Raw genomic sequence first — 23,422 nt, forward strand, 5'->3', positions numbered from 1 at the left:
TCAGGTCTCCCGGAATTCGGTTCGCGCCAGGCCGTTGTCGAGATTGATCGTGGTGCGCAGCCGCATGCGTTCCGGCGTCGGCGTCATGATCAGCACCGCGTCGATCTCGATCTTGAGGCCGACACTTTTGTCGCCGAGCGTGACATTGACGGTCGTGGCGCTCTCCTTGAGACGCGGCTCGAAGGTAGCGAGCACCGCGCGGATTTCGCGGGCCAGCGTATCGCGGTCGAAATCCCGCGACGAGCGGCCCGAAAAGGACGGCACGCCGTAGTTGACGACGCTGCGGCGCACTTCCGGGAAGTCGGCGAGCGACGGCAGTTCGTCCAAGGGCTGTTCTTGCTCGGCATCGGAAAGCATCGGTACGGATTCGAAGCGCTCGGTGTTGAACAAAGCCTCGATGTCGCGCCGCACGGCTTCCCGAAGCACGCGCGCCGAAACCACCACGCCGCGGCTTTCGATTTCGGTGCGATGCTCGGTCTGGAAGACAAGCCGATGCAGGCGTCGTTTCTGCTCGGGCGTAAGTTCGGCGTCGATATCGATGGCGCGCGCGCTGCCTGCCAGAAGAGCCTCGACGCGCTCGGCGCCGAGTTCTTCTTCCAGCAGACGGCGCAGCCCGTCGATCTCCGACGTCAGCCCTGGCAGGTCGTTGACGAGGCGGTCCCAGAGGGAGGGCTGGACCGCCTCGCTTTTTGCCCGGGAGCTGCCGGCAAACTGCGCTTTCGTGCCAGGCCGCTTGGCCTCACTTGCCGACATAGACGTCCATTTCGATCTCGTCGTCCTTGTCGTAGACGAACTTGATCTTCTTGTAGGCGAAGCTGACTTCTTCCTCGATCAGGTCCGCCTCGTCGCGAGCCTGCCGCATGTCGTACTCCATGATCGAGGCGTCGGTGAGCGTCACCACCAGATAATCGCTGGTCTCGCCGTCAATGGTGCGGCGTGCCGAGAAAACCACTTCGTCGAGCGCCTTGTTTTCGAACAGCGCCTTCTTCAGGTAGGGCGAGGACTTGTCGTAATGCTTGAAGAATTTGATCATTCCCATCGATACGCGGCCGCGCCGCGACAGCGAATTGGGATCGTAGGGCGCGATCATCTTGTAATCGACGCCATGGATCTCGATTTCGTCTTCGTGGCCGTCGCGCTTGCTCGGGCCCTTGATGTCGGGGACTTTCAGGAAACCGTCGATCTTCATCGAAGGCGCATCGGTTCTGTCTGGCATTGTCTTTCTCCACCGCTTTCAAACGAAATAAGATGACTTTGCTTGGCGATTTCAGCCCTTCACCGACGGCAGTTCCGACACCAGACGGAGCGAGGCGTTGATGCCTTCCAACTGGTAGTGGGGACGCAGGTAGAATCGGGCATTGTAGTAACCGGGCCGGCCCTCGACGCTGTCGACTTGCACCTCGGCCGCTGCAAGCGGGCGCTTGGCGCGCGCCTTGTCGTCGGCGAAGGCAGGGTTGGCCAGCACGTATCGGTTGATCCATTCGGTCAACCAGATCTCCATGTCGGTGCGTTCCTTGAACGAGCCGATCTTGTCGCGGGCGATCGCCTTGAGGTAATGCGCGAAGCGCGACACCGGGAAGAGGTAGGGCAGGTTGGCGGAGAGCCGCTCGTTGGACTGCGCGTCCGGGTCGACCAGGCGCCCGGCGCGGGTTTCGTCGTCCTGCAGCGAATGCGCTCCGATAAAGGCCGCGAGATCGGTGTTCTTGCGGTGCAGGATCGGCATAAGGCCGAGCTTTGCCAGTTCCGCCTCGCGCCGGTCGTCGATAGCGACCTCGGTCGGGCATTTCATCGCGATCGAGCCGTCGTCGGTCGGGAAGGCGTGCACCGGCAGGTTGAGCACCGTGCCGCCATTCTCGACGCCGCGGATCTGCGTTCCCCAGCCATAGAGCTTGTGGCTGCGGTTGATGTTGACGCCCATCGGGAAGGCGGCATTCATCCAGACATATTTGTTGTGATCGCCGCCCACCTCTTCCTCGAAGGTGAAGCCCTTCACCGGAACGGTTTCCGAGCCGTAGGGCAGGCGCGCCAGCACCCGCGGCATGGTCAGGCCGATATAGCGGGCGTCCTCGCTCTCGCGCAGCGACTGCCAGGACGCATAGGCCGGGTTGTTCACGATCATCTGCAGGTCCTGCGGGTTCGGCAGTTCCTGCCAGCTGTCCATGCGGAACAGGCGCGGCGAGGCGGCCGCGATGAACGGCGTGTGCGCAGACGCGCAGACGCCCGAGATGTTGCGCAGCAGGCCGACGTCGCGCGGGTGGTTTGAGAATTCGTAGGCGCCGATGATGCAGCCGATCGGCTCGCCACCCAGCATCGAATACTCGTCCGTGTAGACCTTCTTGAAGATCGGGCTCTGGTCCCACATCTGGCCTTCATAGTCTTCGAGCGTGTCGGCCAGCTGCTCCTTGGAGATGTTCATCACCCGGATCTTCAGCTTCGTATCGGTCTCGGTGTTGTTGATCAGGTACCAGAGGCCGCGCCAGGTGCCTTCCATCTCACGCACTTCCGGCGCGTGCAGGATCTCGTTGACCTGCGTCGTCAGCATCTTGTCGATGCCGGCGATCAGCGACTTGATAGACTTGATCGCGTTGGAGGAGATGGTCGTGGTCTCGGAGCGCGATTGCGCGGCCAAAGCCAGGTTGCGTACCAGTTGCTGCAGCTTCTCGCTGTCGTCTTTCTTGACCTTGAAATCCTTTTCAAGAAGGCCGCTGAATTCGCCGAGATCGATGGCTTCCGCCTCGGCGGTGGCGGCTGCGGTCTTTTGCTGTTCGGCCATGACTTACTCCTCGCCCTTGCCGTCATCCATCGCCTGGCTGGCGATCTTGCTCAGCAGCGGCTCGTTGTTCAGAAGCTGCGCGATGCGTTTTTCGGCGTCGACGCGGCCGTCCATGAAGCCCAGCAGCTCTTCGAGCTGGCGGCGCATCTTGAGGATCTCGGCCAGTTGCGGGACCTGCTCGGCGATCTTGTCCGGCGCGAAGTCGCCCATCTTGGAGAAGGTGAGGTCGATCGCGAGTTCTTCGTCTCGCTCCTGGCCCTCGGCCTGCGGCAGGGTGTTCTTCACCCTGGCCTTCACGCGCGGTCCCATCGCTTCCATGAATTTCGGGAAGCGGTTGGCGTCGGTTTCGACGAAGTTGCGGTCGAGGACCGACTTCGACGCTTCCTTGGTCTGCGAAGCGCCGGCAAGGTCGGCCATCACGGCCATCACGAACGGCAGTTCGATCGTCGTCGGGCTGCCGTAGGTTTCGACGTCGTAGGCGATCTGCACGCGCGGCGCGCGGTTTCTTTCGATGACCTTCGCTTTGCTCTCTGCTGGCATGCTTGTTACCTTTCATCCTTCTGGGCCGGCTTCTTGGGATCTGGGACACCGGCAAGCAGCCGGAACTCCTTCAGCCCCGACGGGGCGAGATCTTCCATCAGTTCCACGAAATCCATGTGCACCATCCGGCGCACGCGCCGGGCTAGATGCGGAATGGGGCTGGACGGTTCGGTCCGGTCGTAGAAGGCGATGACGAGGTCGAGGCACTTGACGACTTCGTCGCGCGAGTTGATCCGGTCCGGAAGACCGGCGCTCGCGTCCGCTAGGCTTGCCACACTTGCCATCGTCTCGGCTCCATGACCGTTTCGGGCGGGCATTGATGGTTCCGCTGCCTGCGGAGCAGGCTTCGCGGCGCCGTTCCCTGTCGCGCCGGCGCTGGAATTGCGCTCCAGCGTCGTCAGCAAACGTTGCAGGAACTTCCTCAATTCCGGGACGGTGGCGCCATTGCCTTCGATGCGGGCGTTGAGCGCGGTGTCCACTGCGTCGAGAGCTGCGATCGCGGCGCGCGCGTCGGCCAGCAACGACGCCATCGCGTCCGCCGCTTGATCCATCTGGGCCGCGCAGCCGGTGCGCACCCGGTTCAACAATTGGTTGTGGGCGCTCGTCAGGGCCGCCTTTTCGGCGGTCCCGAGGCCGGAGGCTGCTTCCTGGAGCATGACGCGCTCGTCGAGCGCCGCCTGCTCCAGGTCCCGGCCGCTGATCGGCCCGATCGCGCGCGGGGAGAAGAAGACCGCCTGCCTGAGGTTCGCCAGCAGGCCTTCCTGGCTGTTTTGCAGGTCGAGCAGCGCATTGATGCGGCGCAAGGCGGCTTCGCGCGGCGCGCCACTGCGCAGCGACGGGTGCATCGTGTCCCAGTACTGTTCGAATGTCCTGGCGATGAGCGTCAGGCCCTGGGCGAGGCCAGCCAGCCCTTCCTCATTGGCCAAGGCCCGCGCAACAATGACCAGCACGCGCAGGTCCCGGCCGCGGGCGCGTAACTCTGCAGCTCTTTCCAGGACCGCCGTCCAATCAACCGGACTGGCTTGCGAGGTGGGTTTGCTGTTGCCGTCATGGACAACCTTGACCTGAGGTTCGGTCAAGCGCTCCAGTTCATGAAAGGCCGGGTCGTTGCGCAAATCCTCTCCCGACGGATTCTCACCGTTCAGAGGATTCAGCCAGAGTGCGAGATCAATCACACAAACCCCCAGCCAGCGGCCCTGAGATCCTATGTGACGTTACGTTATCACCGGCCTCACGCGACGACAATTGAGCACCTGCGCAAAAACTAACGGAAGCTGAACGCAGCCGTTTTCTTCGACGAAACCAATTGCGCGATTGTCGGACCCGGTATGTGAAATGGCTCGCATAGTCCGGACGGCAATCCATGTTTGCTGCCAAGAGTTTGCAGGGCTTGTGTAACCGGGCGGTGCCGCCCGGATAGGTTTAAGGGGCCTTATCCTTCACGCCGCTTTGTAAAGCAGCCGCTTATATGGCAGGGTACGGTCGGCAGATTGCGGGATGAGGTTCGATGGAACAGCGCCGGTCATCGCAGAGCTTCAAGCGTAAGGAGTTGGTCGCCAAGCTCAACGCCACGGGGGTGCGAGCCTTCAAGGCCGCGGCCGACACGGCCAAGCTGCGCGGCAATCCCTATGTCGAACTGGCCCATTTCATCCAGCAGCTGGTTCTGTCCGAGCGCTCCGATGTGCAGATGATCGTCGCCGACGCCGGACTGGACGTCAGCCGGCTGACGGCCGACATGACCCGCGCCATCGACAAGCTGCCCTACGGCGCCACGTCGGTGGAGGAATTCTCCGACCACATTTTCCACGCCATCCAGGAGGGCTGGAACCTGGCGACGCTGGAGTTCGGCGTCGAAGAGGTGCGCAGCGCCCATATCCTGCTTGCCTGCCTGAAGACGCCGGCATTGGAAGGCTTGGTGTCCAAGATCAGCCCAGAGTTCGACAAGATCGACGCGGATGGTGTCATCTCCCGCTTCGCCGATGTCACCGAGGGGTCGCTTGAAGCCGGCTCACCTGCCGTGGCTCCCGCCGCAGAAACACCGATGAAGCGCGGCCCGGGCGGGGATTCGGCTTTGGCCAAATACGCCACCGATCTCACCCAGCGCGCCCGCGACGGCAAGATCGATCCGGTCGTCGGCCGTGATCCCGAAATAAGGCAGATCGTCGACATCCTGATGCGGCGCCGGCAAAACAATCCGATCCTGACCGGCGAGGCGGGCGTCGGCAAGACGGCTGCCGTCGAGGGCTTTGCCCTGCGCATCGCCCAGGGCGACGTGCCGCCGACGTTGCAGAATGTCAGCGTGCGGATGCTCGATGTCGGGCTGATGCAGGCGGGCGCCAGCGTCAAGGGCGAGTTCGAAAAGCGGCTGAAGGCGGTGATCGACGAGGTCCAGGCTTCCGAGGTGCCGATCATCCTGTTCATCGACGAGGCGCATACGCTGATCGGCGCTGGCGGCGCGGCCGGAACCGGCGATGCGGCCAATCTCCTGAAGCCGGCGCTGGCCCGCGGCGAGCTTCGCACCATCGCCGCCACCACCTGGGCGGAGTACAAGCAGCATATCGAGAAGGACCCGGCGCTGACCCGCCGCTTCCAGGTCGTCAAGATCGACGAGCCCCCGGAAGCCGTGGCCGTGCTGATGCTGCGCGGCGTCGCCGGTGTCCTGGAGCAGCACCACAAGGTGCAGATCCTGGACGAGGCGATCGAGGCAGCGGTTTCGCTTTCGCACCGCTACATCCCGGCCAGGCAATTGCCGGACAAGGCCGTCAGCCTGCTCGACACGGCCTGCGCCCGCGTCGCGGTCTCGCAGCATGCGACGCCGGCCGAGGTCGAGGATATACTGCGCCGCCGTCAGGCGCTCGAGGTCGAGAGCGGCATCATCGGCCGCGAGGCGGCGATCGGCATCGACGTGGCCGATCGTCAGACCCGTGTCGACGCCGGACTGGCGGAAACCGAGGCAAGCCTGGCTGCTGCCCAGGCGCGCTGGGACCGGGAAAAGGCTTTGGTCACCGAAATCCTCGACCTGCGCGCGAAATTGCGCGGCGACGGCGTGCCGCTCGACGAGACAGCGAGCGAGGAGCCTGCTGCCGGGACCGAGAATGCGGAGGGCGCGGCAAAGGCCCCCGAGAACAAGACCGGCGAGAACAAGACAAGCGAGAGCAAGACTGGCGGCGGCAAGGCCACCGAGGCCAAGAAGACCAAAGGCTCGAGAACCAAGGCGGCCAAGGCCGCGAGGGCTGAAACGGCTTCCGCCGAGCCGGCCGATGAAGCCGTCGCCGACCTGGCGCGGCTGCGCGAGTTGATGGCCGAGCTTGCCGCCGCGCAAGGCGAGACGCCGCTCATCCTGCCGTCGGTCGACCGCAATGCCGTGGCGGCCGTTGTTCAGGATTGGACCGGTATCCCGACCGGGCGCATGCTCTCTAGCCAGACCGAGAAGGCGCTGAAGCTCGCCGTCACGCTGTCCGAGCGTGTGGTCGGCCAGGACCATGCGATGGAGATGATCGCCAGGCGCGTGCAGACCAGCCGCGCCGGCCTCGGCGCGCCGGAAAAGCCGGTCGGCGTGTTCCTGCTTTGCGGCCCCTCCGGCGTCGGCAAGACCGAGACCGCGCTGGCGCTGGCCGAGACGCTTTACGGCGGCGAGCAGAACCTTATCTCGATCAACATGTCGGAATTCCAGGAAGCGCACACCGTCTCGACGCTGAAGGGCGCGCCGCCCGGCTATGTCGGCTACGGCAAGGGCGGCATCCTGACCGAGGCCGTGCGCAGGAAACCCTACTCGGTGATCCTGCTCGACGAGGTCGAGAAGGCGCATCCCGATGTCCACGAGATCTTCTTCCAGGTCTTCGACAAGGGCATGATGGACGACAGCGAAGGCCGTCGCATCGACTTCAAGAACACGCTGATCCTGCTTACCTCGAATGTCGGCTCCGACGTCATCATGGACCGCACCAGGAACGGCACGGTGCGGACCGGCATCGACGATCTCGACACCGCGCTGCGCCCCCCGCTGCTGAAGGTCTTCCCTGCAGCCTTCCTCGGCCGGGTCGTGACCATCCCCTATTATCCGCTGTCGGATGCGATGATCGAGGCGATCACCAGGCATCAGTTCGGCAAGATCGCGCGCCGGCTAAGGGCGACCAACGACGCCGAGCTGGTGATCGGCGAGGGCGTCATGGATCTGGTGAAGGCGCGTTGCACCGAGATCGAGTCCGGCGGGCGCATGATCGACGCCATCCTCACCAATACGCTGCTGCCGGAACTCAGCCGCGGCGTGCTCAACCGCTCGCTCGAGGGCAAGAAGATGACGAAGGTGATCGTCGGTGCCTCGTCGGAAGGATTCACCTACTCTTTCGAATAGGACCCGCGGCGGCTCGAGGCTCGACGGCACCGGCATGATGTGAAGTCCGTCCGCTTTTGATCACTCCGGCGCGATCTACCCGGCGGGCGGTGGTTTGACGGATTCGACCGCCCTCGCGCCCGAGGCCGGCCCGCCGCGCAGCGCCACGTAGATTGCAGGGATGACCAGCACCGTCAGCAGCGTCGAGGAGGCGAGGCCGAACAGCAACGAGATGGCCAGCCCCTGGAAGATCGGATCGGTCAGGATCACCGCCGCGCCGATCATGGCGGCAAGCGCGGTGAGCAGGATCGGCTTGAAGCGGATCGCGCCGGCCTCGAGCAGTATGTCGACCAGCGGCCGTCCGGTACCGCCGGAGTGGCGAATGAAATCGACCAGCAGGATCGAGTTGCGCACGATGATGCCGGCCAGCGCGATGAAGCCGATCATCGAGGTCGCGGTGAAAGGCGCGGCGAAAGCCCAATGGCCGAGCATGATGCCGATCAGCGTCAGCGGGATCGGGGTCAGGATCACCAGGGGCAGCCGGAAGGAACCGAACTGCGCGACCACCAGGATGTAGATCCCGAGGATGGCTACCATGAAGGCGGCGCCCATGTCGCGGAACGTCACCCAGGTCACTTCCCATTCGCCGTCCCACAGGAGCGTCGGCTTGGATTCGTCGTCCGGCTGGCCATGCAGCGCGATCTCTGGCTTCGGCACGGTCCCCCAATCCGCCTTGGCGATGGCGTCGTCCACGGCGAGCATGCCGTAGACGGGCGCCTCGAAAGCGCCGGCCAACTCCGCCATAACCATCTCTGCGGGGCGGCCGTTGTGCCGGAAGATCGGGTATGAGGCGGGTTCGCTTGCGACGTGCACTACATCGCCGAGCTCCACCACGTCGCGGGCGCCCGGCAAGGCATTGGCCGGCACCGGCGTCGCCAGCGCGCGCTGGTCGATGACGCCGTCGCCCTTCGAAAGGGCGATGCGGATCGGAATCGGATAGCGTCCGCCGCCACGGTGCGAATAGCCAACCGTCGTGCCGCCATAGAGGTAGCTGAGCGTGTCGTAGACGTCCGACTGCTCGACTTTGTAATATTCGAGATTGTCCTGGTCGATCGACAGTCTTTGTCTCTGCGGCTGGTTGTGGAAGCTGTCGTCGACGTCGACGATGAAGGGGACGCTCGCGAAGGTTTCGCGCACCTTGGCCGCGACGGCGCGGCGGGTCTCGGCGTCGGGCCCGTAGATTTCGGCGAGCAGCGTGCCGAGCACCGGCGGTCCGGGCGGGGGCTCGACCACCTTGATGACAGTGCCCGCCGGCATGGCCATGCCCTTCAGGCGCTCGCGTATGTCGAGCGCGATCGCATGGCTGGCGCGGCTACGCTCGCCCTTCGGCACCAGGTTCACCGTCACGTCGCCCTGTTCGGGGCCGGAGCGCAGATAATAATGGCGCACCAGTCCGTTGAAGTTGAAGGGCGCGGCGGTGCCGGCATAGGTCTGGAAGGAGACGACCTCGGGTACGCCAGACAGGCGGTCGACCGCTGCCTGCAACACCCGGTTCGTGTCCTCGACCGACGAGCCCTTGGGCAGGTCAGCGACCACCTGCAACTCGGTCTTGTTGTCGAAAGGAAGCAGCTTCACCGTCACATGCTTGGTATAGATCAGCGCCATGGACGATAGCGTCGCGACGCCGACGACGAGCAGGAACATCCACGCGCGACGGCGCGACTTCAGGATCGGCCGGGCGACCGCGACATAGGCGCGGCCGAGCGCTCCTATATGTCCGGCGCCATGGCCGCCCTGCCCACCCGCCTCATGCCGGCGGCCAAGCTTCATCATCAGCCAGGGCGTCAGCATCACAGCCACGAAGAAGGAGAACAGCATCGCGGCCGAGGCATTGGCCGGGATCGGGCTCATATATGGCCCCATCATGCCCGAGACGAAAAGCATCGGCAAAAGGGCGGCGACGACGGTCAGCGTGGCGACGATGGTCGGGTTTCCGACCTCCGCGACGGCGTCGATGGCGGCGGCGCTGCGCGAGCGCCCGTCGTCCATGGCCCAGTGGCGGGCAATGTTCTCGATGACGACGATGGCGTCGTCGACCAGGATGCCGATTGAGAAGATCAGCGCGAACAGGCTGACGCGGTTGAGCGTATAGCCCATGACGCGGGAGGCAAAGAGCGTGAGCAGGATCGTCGTCGGGATGACGACCGCCACCACCAGCGCCTCGCGCCAGCCTATGGCGACGGCGACCAGCACGACGATGGAGATCGTCGCCAGGCCAAGGTGGAAGAGCAGCTCGTTCGCCTTCTCGTTGGCGGTCTCGCCATAGTCGCGGGTCACGGTCATCCCGACGTCCTTGGGGAAGATCTGTCCGCGCGTCTGCTCCAGCCGCTTGCCGATGGCATCGGCGATGAGGACGGCGTTGGTGCCGGGCCGCTTGGCTATGGCGAGCGAGACGGCGGGAGCGCGCTGCAGCCCGTTGGCGGTCTTGACGACGTCCGTGACGCGGTTTTCAGCCGGCGACGTCGCCAGCACGATGCTCGCCACGTCTCGCACATAGACCGGCCGGCCGTCGCGGGCGGTCAGCAGCAGATTGCCGATGTCGGAGAGCCCTTGCAGCGTCTGGCCGGCGACCAGCACCCGCTGCTTGCCCTGCTCGCGCACCGTGCCGAGCTGAAATGAGCGGTTGGCGCCTGAAATCTTGGCGGTCAGCTGCTGCAGCGTGATGCCGTACAGCGACAGTTTCTCCGGATCGGGTTCGACCTGGATTTCCTCCGGCTGCTCGCCGACGATATAGGTCAGGCCGATATCGGGGAGTTTCGCCACCTCGACCTGAAGCTCGCGTGCCAGCCGGGTCAGGTCGGCCGAGGAATAGCGACTGGCGGCCTCCGGCGTCGGCGTCAGCGTCACCACCACGATGGCCACGTCGTCGATACCACGTCCGACGATCAGCGGCTCCGGAATGCCCACCGGGATGCGATCCATGTTGGCGCGCACCTTGTCGTGCACGCGCAGCACCGCCGCATCCGAGCTCGTGCCCACCTTGAAGCGGGCCGTTACTAGGGCACCGTCGTCCTCGGTCTGAGAGTAGACATGCTCGACGCCATCGATGCTCTTGATGATGGTCTCCAATGGCTCGGTGACCAGCTTGACGGCATCCTCGGCCTTGAGCCCGTTGGCCTGGACGTGGATGTCCACCATCGGCACGGAGATTTGGGGCTCTTCCTCACGCGGCAGCGTCACCAGCGCCACCAAGCCAAGCGCGAGCGCGGCCAGCAGGAAGAGCGGCGTCAACGGCGAGCCGATGAAGGAGCGGGTGAGCCCGCCGGCAATGCCAAGCTTCATGGCAGGACGACCTTGTCGCCGTCCGCGAGGCCCGTCAGCACCTCGATGCGCGCCTGGCCGGCGTCGTCGAACCGCTCGCCGAGCACCACGGCCACGTCGAGCGGGCCGTTCGCCGTTTCGACCGCGACGTAGTCGACGCCGTGGATGGTGCGCACCGCTTCAGGCGGAACGCCCAGCATGGCACGCTTGCCCACCGGAATGGACACCAGCGTGCGCTCGTTGACGAAATAGGTGCCGATATCGGCCACCTCGACATCGGCGATGACCCGGCCGTTCTCGATCTCCGGATAGACCTTGGCGATGCGCCCCTCGCGGGCCTTGACGAAGCCGGCATTCGACCCGGTGCCGCGTTCGCCGATGTCGACGGCGGCGCCTTCCGCGATCTCCGCGGCATGGCGTTCCGGCAGCGACAGACGAAGATAATACTGGCCGGAAGCGACGCGTGCGATCGTCTCGCCGGCCATGATGACGGAGCCGGCGGTGACCGGAACGGTCAGCACCCGCCCGGCGGCGGGCGCCAGCGTCTGTCCCTCGGTAGCGCTCTGTTCGATGACGGCCTTGTCCGCGACCGCCGCCGCGAGCTGGTTGGTCGTGACATCGAGCTGCAGCCGCGCGGCGTCGACCCGGCTCTGCGCGGCCACGCCCTTGGTCAGCAGGTCCTGCGCGCGCTGCATGTCCGTGCGGGCATTGTCCAGCTGCGAGTTGAGCGCCGCGATCTTGGCGTCTGCGGCGCGAAGCTGGAGGGCGATCTTGTCGTCGACCACGATGGCGATCAGATCACCCTGGCGCACCTCCTGGCCCTCGGAGACGCGGACCTCGCTGATGGTTCCCGAAATGCGGGCGCGCGCCGGCACCACCGTGCGGCTTTCGACCTGGCCGTAGACCGCTTTCATTTCGGTGACGGTAGTGGGTCTCACCGTGAATTCCGCGGCTTTCGCGTTCGATACCGCAAGGCATGCGGTGCCGATCAGGAGGATGTTGGCGATGGCCGATCGTGTGGTTCGCATTGCGCTTCTTCCGGTCGGTTGAAATGTTCCAGGAGGCGCGGCAAACGCCTCCTGGTTCGTGGTGGTGGGTTCCGAAGGGCGCGCCGCTACTTGAACGCGACGCCCGCCTTGCAGCCGAGTTTCTTGAACACCATCGCCGCCGGGCAGAAACCGGTGATCGAGGCCTGGACCATGTTGAGTCCGGCAAAGGCGGTCAGCAGCAGCCAATAGGGCGAATAGTAGGTGCCGAGCGCGAGTGAGATCAGCACAACGGACCCGGCGAACATCAGCACGGCTTTGTCGATGGTCATTTCATGTCTCCTTGGAAGTGAGCCGCCTATTCGACCGGCTCGATATGGATCGCCTTGAGCTTCTTGATGCCGAGCACGTCGAGCGCCAATCCCTCATAGAAGGTCTCGCTCTTTCCCTGCCGGACCTTGTGCAGGAAGTATTTCTCGAAGCCGACCTTGGCCGCGTGTACCCACTTGCCCTGCGAGGACCAGTTGACGTTGCGGGGAGGAATCTGAGGCTGCGCCACGAAGGCGATGCCCTCGTCGCCGAAGTCGGCAAGGCAGACCGCGTTCCACGTCGCCACAGCTCGCGGTTCCTCGCCGCGCAGCAGAGCGCTGATGTTCTCCGCCGCCGCCGTGACCATCGATTCGATCATGAACCCGGTCTTCGGCACACCGACGGGAAGCGGGGTCTTGCCAACCGGTGGGATGGCCACGCAGACGCCAATAGCGAAGACGTTCGGATGAGCCTGGTTGCGCTGATACTTGTCGATCGTGACAAAGCCGCGCGGATTGACCAGGCCCTCGACGCCGGCGACCGCCGCCACGCCGCGGAAGGCTGGCAGCATCATCGAGAAGGCGAAAGGAAGGTCGTGCCTGGCCTTGGTCGTTCCATCCTCGTTGACTTCCTCGACATGCATCATATCGGCCTCGACCGAGGTCACCTTGGCATTGGTGACCCACTTGATGTGCCGTTCGCGCATGGCGCTCTCGAGCAGGCCCTTGGTGTCGCCGACCCCATCGAGTCCGAGATGGCCGATATAGGGCTCCGGAGTCACGAAGGTCATCGGCACACGGTCGCGCACCTTGGCCTTGCGCAAGGCCGTGTCGAGGATGAAGGCGAATTCATAGGCCGGGCCGTAGCAGGACGCGCCTTGCACCGCGCCCACGATTACCGGGCCGGGCTTTCGGACCAGTTCGTCAAACCGCGCGCGCGTCGCGACGGCATGGTCGATATGACAGATGGACTGTGTATGGCCGGCAGGCCCGAGCCCCGGCACCTCGTCGAAGGCAAGGTCGGGGCCGGTCGCGATGATCAGATAGTCGTAGTCGACGAAGGAGCCGTCATTGAGCTCGATCCGGTTTTCCTTTGGATGCACCTTCCTAGCGCCTTCGGGACGAAGGGCGATACCGCGCCGCTTGAAGGTATCCGCCAGGTCGACGGTGACGTCGCCGCGCTCCCGCCAGCCGACGGCCACCCAGGGGTTGGAAGGGACAAAGGAATAGGTCGTGCCGAGCGTCACGACGCTCAGTTGGTCGTCGTGGCGTAGCTTGTCGCGCATTTCGTACGCCATGATGGTGCCGCCGAGGCCTGCTCCGAGGACGACAATGTGTGACATGATGAATCCTCCCGCTATTTTTGATCTCTCGTTGCAGACTGCGCGGGAAAGCCGCGCTCTGCATTGATCAGGCTCAATTTCCACACGGGCCGGCTTGATTGTAGGATAGAGGTTTCGATGGAGCCCGCATGGCAAGCTTGCATCTAACATTCAAAGATTATAAATTCAAGAGTATGAATGTAAAGGATATGATCCCTGCCTCCGGAGAGGCTGTCGAACTGCTTCGGAGCCTCTCCCACCCGCAGCGGTTGCTCGTGCTGTGCGCACTCGGCAACGAGGAGCGCTCCGTGGCTGAGCTGCGAGAACTCCTGGACATCGATCAGGTGCCGATGTCGCAACAGCTCATGCGACTGAGGGCTGACGGGCTGGTCGAGGCTCGCCGCGAGGGGACAACGGTTCACTACCGGATAACCCGTCCGGAGGTGCTCATCGTCATCGAGGCGCTGCATTCCGCCTTCTGCTCGATTTAACCTGGTTGATTGACCACGGCATCTTCCGCCATCAGGGATGGCTTGCTGCCTTGCCCCGGCTTTGATCAAGGTCAAAGCGATGCAGCTCCATCCGGGGTTACGTGTCTCGAAACAGCAATGAAATGATCGGTGGCGCCGCGGCGCTCGGCGATCCGGCGTTGGAGAGAAACATGATCCTGAATAACGGCACTCTTGTCGCGGTTACCGACGGCAAGAGCTTGCGGCTGTTTCACAACAAGGGACACGAACCTCATCTCGAGCTGATCGAAGCAGAGCATTCCGTCCTTGAAGTGGCTCACGCCGGATCTGGCGGCAGGCATCGCAGTTCAGCCGCCAATCCGGACGACTCCCGGCTGGGAGAAGACGACTTTGCTGCATCGATCGCGAACTACCTGAACCAGCAGGCCCGCGAGAAAGCCTGCGAGCACGTATTGGTGATCGCCGATCCGCGCACGCTTGGCGAGATGAGAAGGCACTATCAGCCGGCATTGAGCGCCAAGCTCGTCGGCGAGATCGCCAAGGACTTCGTCAAGCATTCCGTGATGTCGATCAAGAGTGCCATAGAAGCCGTCTGACGAGGGCTCCGCTCGATTGGATGCGAATGGTTCCCTCCAGGTTGAGCGCCATGCCTGGAGGGGAGGTATTGGTCACGTCGAAGGTCACCTTGCCGGCCGGCACGACCTTCTTGTCGAGCTGAATCTTCATCATCGCCATGCTCATGTTCGCCGGCATGCCCATCCCCATCTTGGCATCGGCGTTCATGTCGCCGTTCCTGTCCCACAATTTGACGTTGATGATGGAACCCCCGAACGCCGGGGCCGCAACCGTCAGCGTTTCAACGCCAGTCCTATTCTCAGAAACTGCATTCGAAATGCTCCGTCCATCATCCGGCGACCACGGCTGGCGGCTGCTTTAAAACATGATCGGTCGCAAGCGCCGTCTAGCAAGCGGTGCTGACAGGACGCCGACGGCGGCCGGCGGTCCGGACGCGCGATTACTGGCGCGAACCCCAAGACAATTGATTTGACGCAAAACGTCGGACGCGACTCCGCCCTAGCATCCGGCGGATCGTTTGGACGGGATCGCGATGCTGCAGACAAATACGCAATTCAACCCCCGGGCCATGGGGCGGGTAAGACGAACCGTCCTCCCCTTTGTGTCCGCCAACAAATGGCTTGTCGCCGCGCTATTGATCGCGGTGGCCGTAACGGCATGGCTCCTTGCCCGTTGGCTCATCGGCCCCGCGGTGGTTGTTTATCCGGTGGTGCGTGGCGACCTGGTGAAAACGGTTGTCGCCAGCGGCCATGTGGAATCCCCGTATCGTGTGAACATCGCAAGCCAGATCACCGGCACCGTGCGGGATGTCCTCGTCACCGAAGGCCAGACCGTCAAGCAGGGCCAGCCGCTTGTCGAGCTCGAACCCAGTGAGCTGAATGCGGCGACGATCGCCGCCGAGGGCGCGGTGGCGGAAGCCGAAGCCCGGGTTCGTCAGATGCGGGAGCTTACATTGCCGGCGGCCGAGCAGGCGCGGAAGCAGGCCGAAGCCAGTCTTGTCGACGCGCGCGCCGCCTACCAGCGTGCCGAGAATCTGTTCAGGTCCGGGTTCGGCACCAAGCAAACCCTGGACGAAGCCACCAAGAACTTCGACATCGCGCAAACGCAGGTTCGTACGGCCGAATTGCAGGTATACTCGTCGCGGCCCGGCGGCAGCGACTATGTGATGGCTGAGACCGCGCTCAATCAAGCCAAGGCCAATCTCGCCACAGCCAAGGCGCGCCTCGACTACGCCACGATCAGATCGCCGCGCGATGGAGTTCTCATCACGCGTAGCGTCGAACGTGGAACCGTGGTGCAGCCGGGGATGGCGCTGCTCGTTCTAGCGCCGAGCGGGAGCATAGAGCTGGTGCTGCAGATCGACGAGAAGAACCTTGGACTGGTTGAATTGGGGCAGTCTGCGCGGGCTTCCGCCGATGCCTATCCCGACAAGCTTTTCGACGCCACGCTAACCTATATCAATCCCTCCGTGGACATCACCCGCGCCTCGGTCGAGGTGAAGCTCACGGTCGCGGACCCGCCGCCCTATCTGCGCCAGGACATGACGACCTCGGTCGACATCGCGGTGGCCCGCAGGCCGTCGACCCTGATCGTTCCCGGTCGTGTCGTCCACGAATCCACTTCCGGGGCGCCTTGGGTTCTGGTCTACCGGGATGGCCGTGCCCGCGAGCAGCCGGTCCAGCTGGGCTTGCGCGCGGCCGACCAGGTCGAGATCCTGAGTGGCCTGGCGCAGGGCGAGCTCGTCGTGCCGGTCGCGGCGGGGGTGAGGGCGGGCCAACGCATCCGCCCGGTAAATTCATGAGACGCTGGCTGACATTTGCCTGGATCGCCGCCCTGCGCTTCCTGGGCGAGGGGCGTATGCAGACGGGATTCATCCTGGGCGGCATAGCCATCGGCGTGGGCGTGATCGTCTTCATGTCGGCGTTGCTCGCCAGCGTCCAGGCGAACTTCACCAACAGGGTTCTCACCTCGCAGCCGCAGATTCAGCTCAAGCCCCCGGACGAGGTGGCGCGCCCGTTGCGGCAGCTGGACGGGGTGGTCGAGGCGGCCATCGTGCAGCGGCCCACGCAGCGGATACTGTCGCTCGACCAGTGGCAGACGATCCTCTCCAGCATGCGGGCCCGATCCGACATCGTCGTCGCGACGCCTTCCGTATCGGGTTCGGCGCTCGCCGTGCGCGGCGACGCCAGCCGCAGCATAGGCATTCTCGGCATAGAGCCCGACGACTATTTCCGTATCGTCCGCTTGCCTGACTACATCATCGCGGGCGAGCCTAGCCCGGGGACCGACGACATTCTCGTCGGCATCGACCTCGCCAATGATCTCGGCGCCACGGTCGGCGACAAGCTTAACGTCACGACGGGGACAGGGGGGAGCCGCATCCTCACCATCCGCGGAATTTTCGACCTCGGCAACAGGGGAGCCAACGAGCGCAACGCCTACGTCCAGTTGCGGACCGCGCAGAGCCTGCTGAACCTGATCGGCGGCGTCACGGAAATCGACCTTACGGTCGACGACGTCTACGCGGCAGAAACGATCGCCCAGGATATCGGCGCCGTCTTGCCGGTGAAAGCCGAGAGTTGGATTGTCACCAACGCCCAGTTCTTCACGGCCATCTGGGCGCAAACCCTCTCCAGCCTGCTCATTCGCGTCTTCGTCGGACTCTCGGTGGCGTTTGGCATCGCCGCGGTCCTGATCGTTTCGGTGCTTCAGCGCTCCAAGGACATAGGCATCCTGCGAGCCATGGGCAGCTCGCGCGGCAAGATCCTGAGGATATTCCTCATCCAGGGCGGCGTCCTGGGCTTTCTCGGGTCGCTTCTCGGAAGCCTGTTGGGGGGCATCGCGCTGTTTGCATGGCACAACCTCGCGCGCCAGGCCAACGGGACCGAGCTCTTCCCGCTGGTTATCGAGCCCAGCCTGTTCGTGTTTTCGGCGCTGCTGGCCACGGTCACCGGAGTGGTGGCAGGGATGGTTCCGGCTCTTCGCGCCGCCAGGCTTGATCCGGTGGAGGCGATCCGTGGCTGAGCTTCTCGTCCTCGATGGGATCCGCAAGTCCTATAACGTCGGCACCCCGGTCGAGACCGAGATACTGCACGGCATCGACCTGGTAATGAAGGCGGGTGAATTCGTCGCGCTGATGGGGCCGTCGGGCTGCGGCAAGAGCACGCTCCTCAACATCATCGGTCTGCTCGATCGCCCCACGTCTGGCCGCTTGTTCATCGACGGCAAGGACACGACGTCGCTCGACGAAGCGGCGCTGACCAGGCTGCGTGGGCACTCGATAGGCTTCGTGTTCCAGTATCATCACCTCATCTCGGCTTTCACGGCCCGAGAGAATGTCGTCATGCCGATGCTCGTCGACCGCGGCCGGCCGGATATTGCAATGGAAGAGCGGGCCGACGAGCTGCTGGATCAGGTTGGCCTCGTCAAGTGGCGCGATACCCGCGCGCTGAACATGTCGGGCGGCCAGCAGCAGCGCATCGCGGTGGCGCGCGCGCTGGCCATGAATCCGCTCCTGGTTCTGGCGGACGAGCCAACCGGGAACCTGGACACGGCTTCGGCCCAGGGGGTGTTCGAATTGATGCGCCGCTTCAACATAGAGCGAGACACGACCTTCCTGATCGTCACTCACAACCACAATCTCGCCGCCCAGTGCGATCGCGTCATCGAGCTGGTCGACGGCCGGCTGACCGGCGACCGGCGCAATCCGGCCATCAACGGTGTCGCCCAATCGCGTTGATTTTCGCGGCCGCCTTCTAGTTTCGCTGGCCGTCCGGCCGCGAAACGGATTCGCTGACGGGCTGGCCAAGGTGGATCGATTGAGGCGGCAGTGCGCCCGAAGTCGAGAAGGGTTCCGCTGGCGAAACCTTGGCGCCGTCAGGCTCCGCGCCATCCGGCAATTGCTGCACGACCATTTCCTGCTCCCATACGGCAAGGACGCTTCGCCGGGTCGCCTCGGCGACGATGCAGTAGCCTCTGGGATCCAGGATCGAAAGCACGGCGTGATCGTCGCCGCGCGCCAGGCGGAAGGCTCGGTCGATCACGTCCAGGCAAGTGGCGAGGTGCTGCGGATCGGGCAGGCGCGTGTCGCGGAGCATGTCGGCGAGCCGGAAGGCCACAAGGCCCCGTTCGCTGATCGCTGTCCCTTCGCGAGCCAATTCGAAGAAGACGCTGACGACGGGCAGCATGCTTCTGATCGAGGCATAGATCGCCATCGCCTCTTGCGGGCCGCAGGCGGCGAGATGCGGCGCATCGGGCGGACCCGGTTCCGCTGACGGACCAAGTCCCAGCGAATGCGCGATCTCATGTTCCAGCCATTGCCGGACCGCCGGTGGAGCGGTTCGGATCTGTTCGGGGCTCAAAGTGATGCCGACCATTTCTAGCGTCTCCCGTTGATTGCCGTCGCCATCAGAACAGCAAGGGGGGCGCCGCAACCTTGATCCGCATCAAGTCCGACAGGCGACCCTCCAGCCAATCCAAGGATGACTTGGATGTTCAGATCACAAGAGGGTGAAATGCGAGCCAAGGAAGACGAGGACCTGACCGGTGATCAAGGGAATCCGCAACTGCGGACCGTTCTCTCCTATATCTTGCACCGGTTGCCCGCGCACGTATGGGTGCGCCTTCAGCACATCCCTCCAGATGGATGGAAAGTCGGATTCCTTGCTTCTTTCGGCGTTGCAGGTGTCAACAAGCCTCGCGACGGCTTTTTTCATGGAAGTGGCGTTACCTTAAGTCCCTGATTTCGTGACATATGAACGATCTCGGGACGAAGAAATTGATTTTGGTCAATGCATCGAAAAGAGTCGCTCACAAGGGCACCCACGCATTTCCTGCCTTACGGTAGCGATGCTTCACTGCGGCCCATGCGACACGATGGGCGATCTCCTCCCGCCTCTCGCCGCGGTCGACATATTCGTCCCAGGCGTTGTTGAACGCGGACCGGTAGATTTCTCTCGCATGCAGGGGGAGATGTTCGCGGATTGGTAGGGGCAGGTCCTCGATTGACGCGTATGGCAAGACTGCATCTCCAGAATCCCAACCGAGACGAATTGCCGATCCTCATAAGGACGGCGATTCCAGAATAAGCTTGGCGAAGGGATGTTCCTTGATTTCGCTCAAGGAGGCACCGGTGCCGCAACCCGCCGCGCGCTTCCGGGCGACATGCATCAGCCGGGCAGGAACATCATGATCGACGCTGCGGCCATGACTGCCGTTGCTGTCCAGCCCAGAATGACGATCGGCCGTCCGGACGTAAAAGGACCCATGACGGAGCGGCTTGAAGCCAGCAATATGACCACCACCATCAGTGGCACCGCGACAACTCCGTTTATGACGGCGCTCCAGAACAGCGCCTTCATCGGGCTGATGGGAAGGTACTGTATGACCAGCGCCGCGAGGATGCTCACGGCGATGACGCCGTAGAAGCCGCGCGCATCGCTTGCCTTGAGTTCGAGGCCCTCCTGCCATCCCATGGCCTCCGCCAGCGCGTATGCCGCCGAGCCCGCCAGGACGGGCACGCCGATCAGTCCGACGCCCATGATCCCGGTCGCGAAAAGCACGAAGGCGAAATCGCCCGCCAGCGGCTGCAGCGCGCTGGCGGCCTGCGCCGCGGTTTCGATGTTCGTGACACCAGCGACATGGAGCGTCACCGCGGTTGCCAGGATGATGAAGTAGGACGTCACATCCGAATAGAACATCCCGCTCCAGGTGTCCCACCGCAACCGCCGCAGTTCCGCTCCCGACCTGGTGGGGTCCTCGATAAGGGGAGCATCACCTTTCATTTCCTCGACCTCTTCGGATGCCTGCCAGAAAAAGAGATAGGGGCTGATCGTGGTGCCGAAGATCGCCACCGCCATGATGGCGGTGTCGGAATTGAGCGCAAGTTTGGGCCATACGGTGCGAAGTGCCACCTCGCTCCACGGCACGTGGACCGTGAACAGCACGGCGGCGTAGGCAAGCAGCGAAAGCGTCAGCCATTTGAGGAAATTTACATAGCGATGATAGGGAACGAGCACCTGCAGGACCAATGTGCCCAAGCTGAAGAACAGTGTGGCCAGATGCCTGTTCATGCCGGTGACAAGTTCCGCGACCTCGCCCATGGCCGCTATGTCGGCGGCGATGTTCAGCGTGTTGGCTACCAGGAGCAGGACGACGACGGATTTGAGTACGCCAGGCGGAAAGAATGCCCTTATGTTCGCGGCAAGCCCCTTGCCCGTGACACGGCCGATGCGCCCGCACATCGACTGGAGCGCCGCCATGAGCGGAAAGCAAAGCGGCATCGTCCAAAGCATGTTGAGGCCGAAATGCGCGCCTGCCTGCGAGTAGGTTGCGATACCGCTCGGGTCGTCGTCGGCCACGCCGGTGATCAGACCCGGACCGACGCGAGCGAGAGGATGTTCTCTCAGGCGGCCGATCAAACCCCGCAATCCGGAGGAGACGGAGACTTCGTTGGTGTTCTTGTCGACGATGTTCATGGCCGTGGGTCTTCAGTCACAGCCTGGGGGCTACATTGTCAGGCGCGGGTAGATTCGCGCCGCGATCGCGGTCATCATCGCGGCGATGGCGGCAAGCACGATGAAGTCGACGCCAAGGCCGTACCTGCTTTCGCCTCGCGCAAAGGATTTCGACAGCCGGTTGGTCTCGATCAGAAGATCGGATTTGTGTGGCGGAGAAGTGTCCATAGGTCACTCGCATGCAGTCTTCGCTTGGTAGGCTCTACAAACAGGGCGCTCCTTGATTTCGCTCAAAGTCTGGATGGCGCTGCGCGGATAGGCTGCGCAGAAGTTCCAGCCCTGCGAGGTTGATGATGGTCCGTTTCGGTGTCCCATCTGCCTCCATGCGAAAGGCGAACCGATCAACGCACATTGGCACGCCTGGTGATCTAAGCTGAAACAGCAAGTTTTCGCCGGAGACATTGATGGACAAGAAGCACGGTTTCAACATCGGATATTTCATTCTCGCGCTGGTTCTGGTCAGTCTGTTCCAGCTCTGGCTCGGTTGGCGTGACGTCGCGCAGCTCTCTTACAGCGATGTCATGAGGCTGGTCGGCGAGAACAAGATCGCCTCGGTGACGCTGACGGAAACGACCATCCAGGGCCAGTTCAAGGAGCCACAGGACGGCAAGAGCCTTTTCGTCGCCGCGCGCGTTGATCCGACCTCAGCCGAAGCCTTCGAGAAGGCAGGCGTGAAGGTGTCGGGCGGCAGCGACAGCAACTGGCTCACCAGCATCCTTTCGTGGATCCTGCCGGCGTTGCTTTTCTTCGGGCTCTGGATGTTCCTTTTCCGCGGCTTCGCCGAACGACAGGGAATGGGCGGCCTGATCAACATCGGCAAGTCCAAGGCCAAGGTCTATGTGGAGAGGCAGACCGGCGTCACCTTCGGCGACGTCGCCGGCGTCGACGAGGCCAAGCTCGAGCTGCAGGAGATCGTCTCGTTCCTCAGGGACAAGGACAAATATGGGCGCCTTGGCGCGCGCATTCCCAAGGGTATTCTGCTGGTCGGGCCACCCGGGACCGGCAAGACGCTGATGGCGCGCGCGGTGGCCGGCGAGGCGGGCGTGCCCTTCTTCTCGATCTCCGGTTCCGAGTTCGTCGAGATGTTCGTCGGTGTGGGCGCCGCGCGTGTCCGTGATCTGTTCGAGCAGGCAAGACAGGCCGCGCCATGCATCATCTTCATTGACGAACTGGACGCGCTAGGACGAGCGCGCAGCCCCTTCGCGGGCTACGGCGGCGCCGACGAGAAGGAACAGACGCTCAACCAGCTCCTGTCGGAGCTGGACGGCTTCGATCCTCGCGTCGGCATTGTGCTTCTTGCCGCCACCAACCGGCCGGAAATCCTTGATCCGGCGCTCACCCGCGCCGGTCGCTTCGATCGGCAGGTGGTGATCGACAGGCCTGACCGGAAGGGACGCGTGGCTATCCTCAAGGTCCATGTCCGCAGCGTCGCGGTGGCGCCGGGCGTGGATATCGATGAAGTGGCGGCGATCACGCCCGGGTTCACGGGCGCCGACCTTGCCAATCTCGTCAATGAAGCCGCGATCTTTGCCACCCGGCGCAATGCCGACAAGGTGACGATGGATGATTTCACCAATGCGGTGGAGCGCATCGTGGCCGGTTCCGAACGCAAGAGCAGGCTGCTCAATCCGGACGAGCGCGAGAGGGTTGCCTACCATGAGATGGGGCATGCGCTTACCGCGGCCGCGCTCCTCAAGACAGACCCCGTGCACAAGGTGTCGATCATCCCACGGTCGATCGGCGCGCTCGGCTACACCATGCAGCGTCCGACCGACGATCGCTTTCTGATCACCGAAAGCGAGCTGAAGGAGCGGATGGTCGCGCTGCTGGCGGGCAGGGCCGCGGAGGATATCGTCTATGGCGAGGTCTCGACCGGCGCGGCCGATGATCTCGCCAAGGCAACGGATGTGGCGCGCCAGAGCGTTACTCGCTTCGGCATGAGTTCCGCCGTGGGGCAGGCCGTGCTCGAGGAGCAAAAGCAGCAATGGCTGGGAGACGGATCGCTGCGCCAGCGCGATTATTCGGAGGCCACCGCGCGGGAGGTCGATATTGCCGTCCGCCAGATGCTGGACGAAGCCTTCGCCACGGCGCAGGAACTGCTCAGGTCCCGGATGGATGACCTAAAGGCGGGGGCCAGCCTGCTGCTCGAACGCGAAACGATCACACCGGACGACTTTCCGCCGCTGCGGCGGGCGGCCTTGGTTGCTCCTCCCGCCAAGAAGGCTGCCGCGGTGCCGGCGTGACAAGCAGCAGGCCCCGCGCGGCCCGCGACGACGCC

General features: G+C 63.7%; 22 protein-coding genes. 7 read left to right on the forward strand and 15 right to left on the reverse strand.

The features are described 5' to 3' along the window. The 5 genes from tssE to tssA form a co-directional block, all read right to left on the reverse strand. Complete coding sequence (gene tssE / locus ACR64R_RS26980) at positions 1-753, reverse strand: type VI secretion system baseplate subunit TssE (RefSeq protein ID WP_487359276.1); 753 nt, start codon at positions 751-753, stop codon at positions 1-3. Next, positions 740-1,189 (reverse strand): Hcp family type VI secretion system effector, encoded by a 450-nt coding sequence (locus ACR64R_RS26985; protein ID WP_164772067.1) that lies wholly within the window; start codon positions 1,187-1,189, stop codon positions 740-742. The genes tssE and ACR64R_RS26985 overlap by 14 nt, the downstream gene beginning before the upstream one ends. Positions 1,190-1,267: 78 nt before the next feature. Further along, positions 1,268-2,773, reverse strand: a complete 1,506-nt coding sequence (tssC, locus tag ACR64R_RS26990; protein WP_010910844.1) for a type VI secretion system contractile sheath large subunit — start codon at positions 2,771-2,773, stop codon at positions 1,268-1,270. 3 nt (positions 2,774-2,776) lie between these two features. Beyond that, positions 2,777-3,313, reverse strand: coding sequence for a type VI secretion system contractile sheath small subunit (gene tssB / locus ACR64R_RS26995; RefSeq protein ID WP_040985731.1), 537 nt, complete (start codon positions 3,311-3,313; stop codon positions 2,777-2,779). Positions 3,314-3,318: 5 nt separating this feature from the next. Then, positions 3,319-4,488 (reverse strand): type VI secretion system protein TssA, encoded by a 1,170-nt coding sequence (gene tssA / locus ACR64R_RS27000; protein WP_487359277.1) that lies wholly within the window; start codon positions 4,486-4,488, stop codon positions 3,319-3,321. A gap of 332 nt (positions 4,489-4,820) precedes the next feature. On the opposite strand from tssA, the gene tssH reads away from it, so the two are divergent. Next, positions 4,821-7,667: a type VI secretion system ATPase TssH gene (gene tssH, locus ACR64R_RS27005; protein ID WP_487359278.1), complete on the forward strand. Its 2,847-nt coding sequence runs from the start codon at positions 4,821-4,823 to the stop codon at positions 7,665-7,667. A gap of 75 nt (positions 7,668-7,742) precedes the next feature. On the opposite strand, the gene ACR64R_RS27010 is transcribed toward tssH, so the two are convergent. The 4 genes from ACR64R_RS27010 to ACR64R_RS27025 form a co-directional block, all read right to left on the reverse strand. Then, positions 7,743-10,988 (reverse strand): efflux RND transporter permease subunit, encoded by a 3,246-nt coding sequence (locus ACR64R_RS27010; protein WP_487359279.1) that lies wholly within the window; start codon positions 10,986-10,988, stop codon positions 7,743-7,745. Then, positions 10,985-11,995, reverse strand: coding sequence for an efflux RND transporter periplasmic adaptor subunit (locus ACR64R_RS27015; RefSeq protein ID WP_487359280.1), 1,011 nt, complete (start codon positions 11,993-11,995; stop codon positions 10,985-10,987). The genes ACR64R_RS27010 and ACR64R_RS27015 overlap by 4 nt, the downstream gene beginning before the upstream one ends. 86 nt (positions 11,996-12,081) lie before the next feature. Then, positions 12,082-12,285 carry a YgaP family membrane protein gene (locus tag ACR64R_RS27020; RefSeq protein ID WP_487359281.1) on the reverse strand — a complete coding sequence of 68 codons (204 nt, stop codon included), beginning with the start codon at positions 12,283-12,285 and terminating at the stop codon, positions 12,082-12,084. A gap of 26 nt (positions 12,286-12,311) precedes the next feature. Beyond that, on the reverse strand, positions 12,312-13,604 hold the full coding sequence (locus tag ACR64R_RS27025; protein WP_487359282.1) for an NAD(P)/FAD-dependent oxidoreductase: 1,293 nt from the start codon (positions 13,602-13,604) through the stop codon (positions 12,312-12,314). A gap of 188 nt (positions 13,605-13,792) precedes the next feature. On the opposite strand from ACR64R_RS27025, the gene ACR64R_RS27030 reads away from it, so the two are divergent. Together ACR64R_RS27030 and ACR64R_RS27035 are read left to right on the forward strand one after the other, a co-directional pair. After that, entirely contained in the window at positions 13,793-14,074 is a 282-nt protein-coding gene (locus ACR64R_RS27030; RefSeq protein ID WP_487362558.1) for an ArsR/SmtB family transcription factor, read from the forward strand. 122 nt (positions 14,075-14,196) lie between these two features. Then, positions 14,197-14,649, forward strand: coding sequence for a host attachment family protein (locus ACR64R_RS27035; RefSeq protein WP_487359283.1), 453 nt, complete (start codon positions 14,197-14,199; stop codon positions 14,647-14,649). Here the strand turns inward: ACR64R_RS27035 and ACR64R_RS27040 are convergent. After that, positions 14,624-14,836, reverse strand: coding sequence for a hypothetical protein (locus ACR64R_RS27040; RefSeq protein WP_487359284.1), 213 nt, complete (start codon positions 14,834-14,836; stop codon positions 14,624-14,626). The genes ACR64R_RS27035 and ACR64R_RS27040 overlap by 26 nt on opposite strands. 361 nt (positions 14,837-15,197) lie before the next feature. Between ACR64R_RS27040 and ACR64R_RS27045 the strand changes: the two genes are divergently transcribed. The 3 genes from ACR64R_RS27045 to ACR64R_RS27055 are packed head-to-tail and all read left to right on the forward strand — an operon-like array spanning position 15,198 to position 18,368. After that, positions 15,198-16,430, forward strand: a complete 1,233-nt coding sequence (locus ACR64R_RS27045; RefSeq protein ID WP_487362559.1) for an efflux RND transporter periplasmic adaptor subunit — start codon at positions 15,198-15,200, stop codon at positions 16,428-16,430. Then, positions 16,427-17,653 carry an ABC transporter permease gene (locus ACR64R_RS27050; protein ID WP_487359285.1) on the forward strand — a complete coding sequence of 409 codons (1,227 nt, stop codon included), beginning with the start codon at positions 16,427-16,429 and terminating at the stop codon, positions 17,651-17,653. Before ACR64R_RS27045 ends, ACR64R_RS27050 begins: the two co-directional genes overlap by 4 nt. Beyond that, entirely contained in the window at positions 17,646-18,368 is a 723-nt protein-coding gene (locus tag ACR64R_RS27055) for an ABC transporter ATP-binding protein (protein WP_487359286.1), read from the forward strand. The genes ACR64R_RS27050 and ACR64R_RS27055 overlap by 8 nt, the downstream gene beginning before the upstream one ends. A gap of 16 nt (positions 18,369-18,384) precedes the next feature. On the opposite strand, the gene ACR64R_RS27060 is transcribed toward ACR64R_RS27055, so the two are convergent. From ACR64R_RS27060 to ACR64R_RS27080, 5 genes are all read right to left on the reverse strand, one after another. Next, positions 18,385-19,005 (reverse strand): hypothetical protein, encoded by a 621-nt coding sequence (locus ACR64R_RS27060; protein WP_487359287.1) that lies wholly within the window; start codon positions 19,003-19,005, stop codon positions 18,385-18,387. A 123-nt stretch (positions 19,006-19,128) separates the two neighbouring features. Beyond that, a complete protein-coding gene (locus ACR64R_RS27065; protein WP_487359288.1) occupies positions 19,129-19,344 on the reverse strand; it encodes a hypothetical protein in 216 nt (71 codons plus the stop codon). Between the two features lie 94 nt (positions 19,345-19,438). After that, positions 19,439-19,648 (reverse strand): ChaB family protein, encoded by a 210-nt coding sequence (locus tag ACR64R_RS27070; RefSeq protein ID WP_487359289.1) that lies wholly within the window; start codon positions 19,646-19,648, stop codon positions 19,439-19,441. Between the two features lie 149 nt (positions 19,649-19,797). Beyond that, positions 19,798-21,105 carry an NRAMP family divalent metal transporter gene (locus tag ACR64R_RS27075; RefSeq protein WP_487359290.1) on the reverse strand — a complete coding sequence of 436 codons (1,308 nt, stop codon included), beginning with the start codon at positions 21,103-21,105 and terminating at the stop codon, positions 19,798-19,800. A gap of 30 nt (positions 21,106-21,135) precedes the next feature. Then, entirely contained in the window at positions 21,136-21,312 is a 177-nt protein-coding gene (locus ACR64R_RS27080) for a hypothetical protein (RefSeq protein ID WP_487359291.1), read from the reverse strand. 236 nt (positions 21,313-21,548) lie between these two features. Here ACR64R_RS27080 and ftsH point away from each other — a divergent pair, with 236 nt between their 5' ends. Further along, positions 21,549-23,387: an ATP-dependent zinc metalloprotease FtsH gene (gene ftsH / locus ACR64R_RS27085; protein WP_487359292.1), complete on the forward strand. Its 1,839-nt coding sequence runs from the start codon at positions 21,549-21,551 to the stop codon at positions 23,385-23,387. Positions 23,388-23,422: the final 35 nt, after the last annotated feature.

This window comes from Mesorhizobium sp. MC2-1-1 (assembly GCF_057597255.1).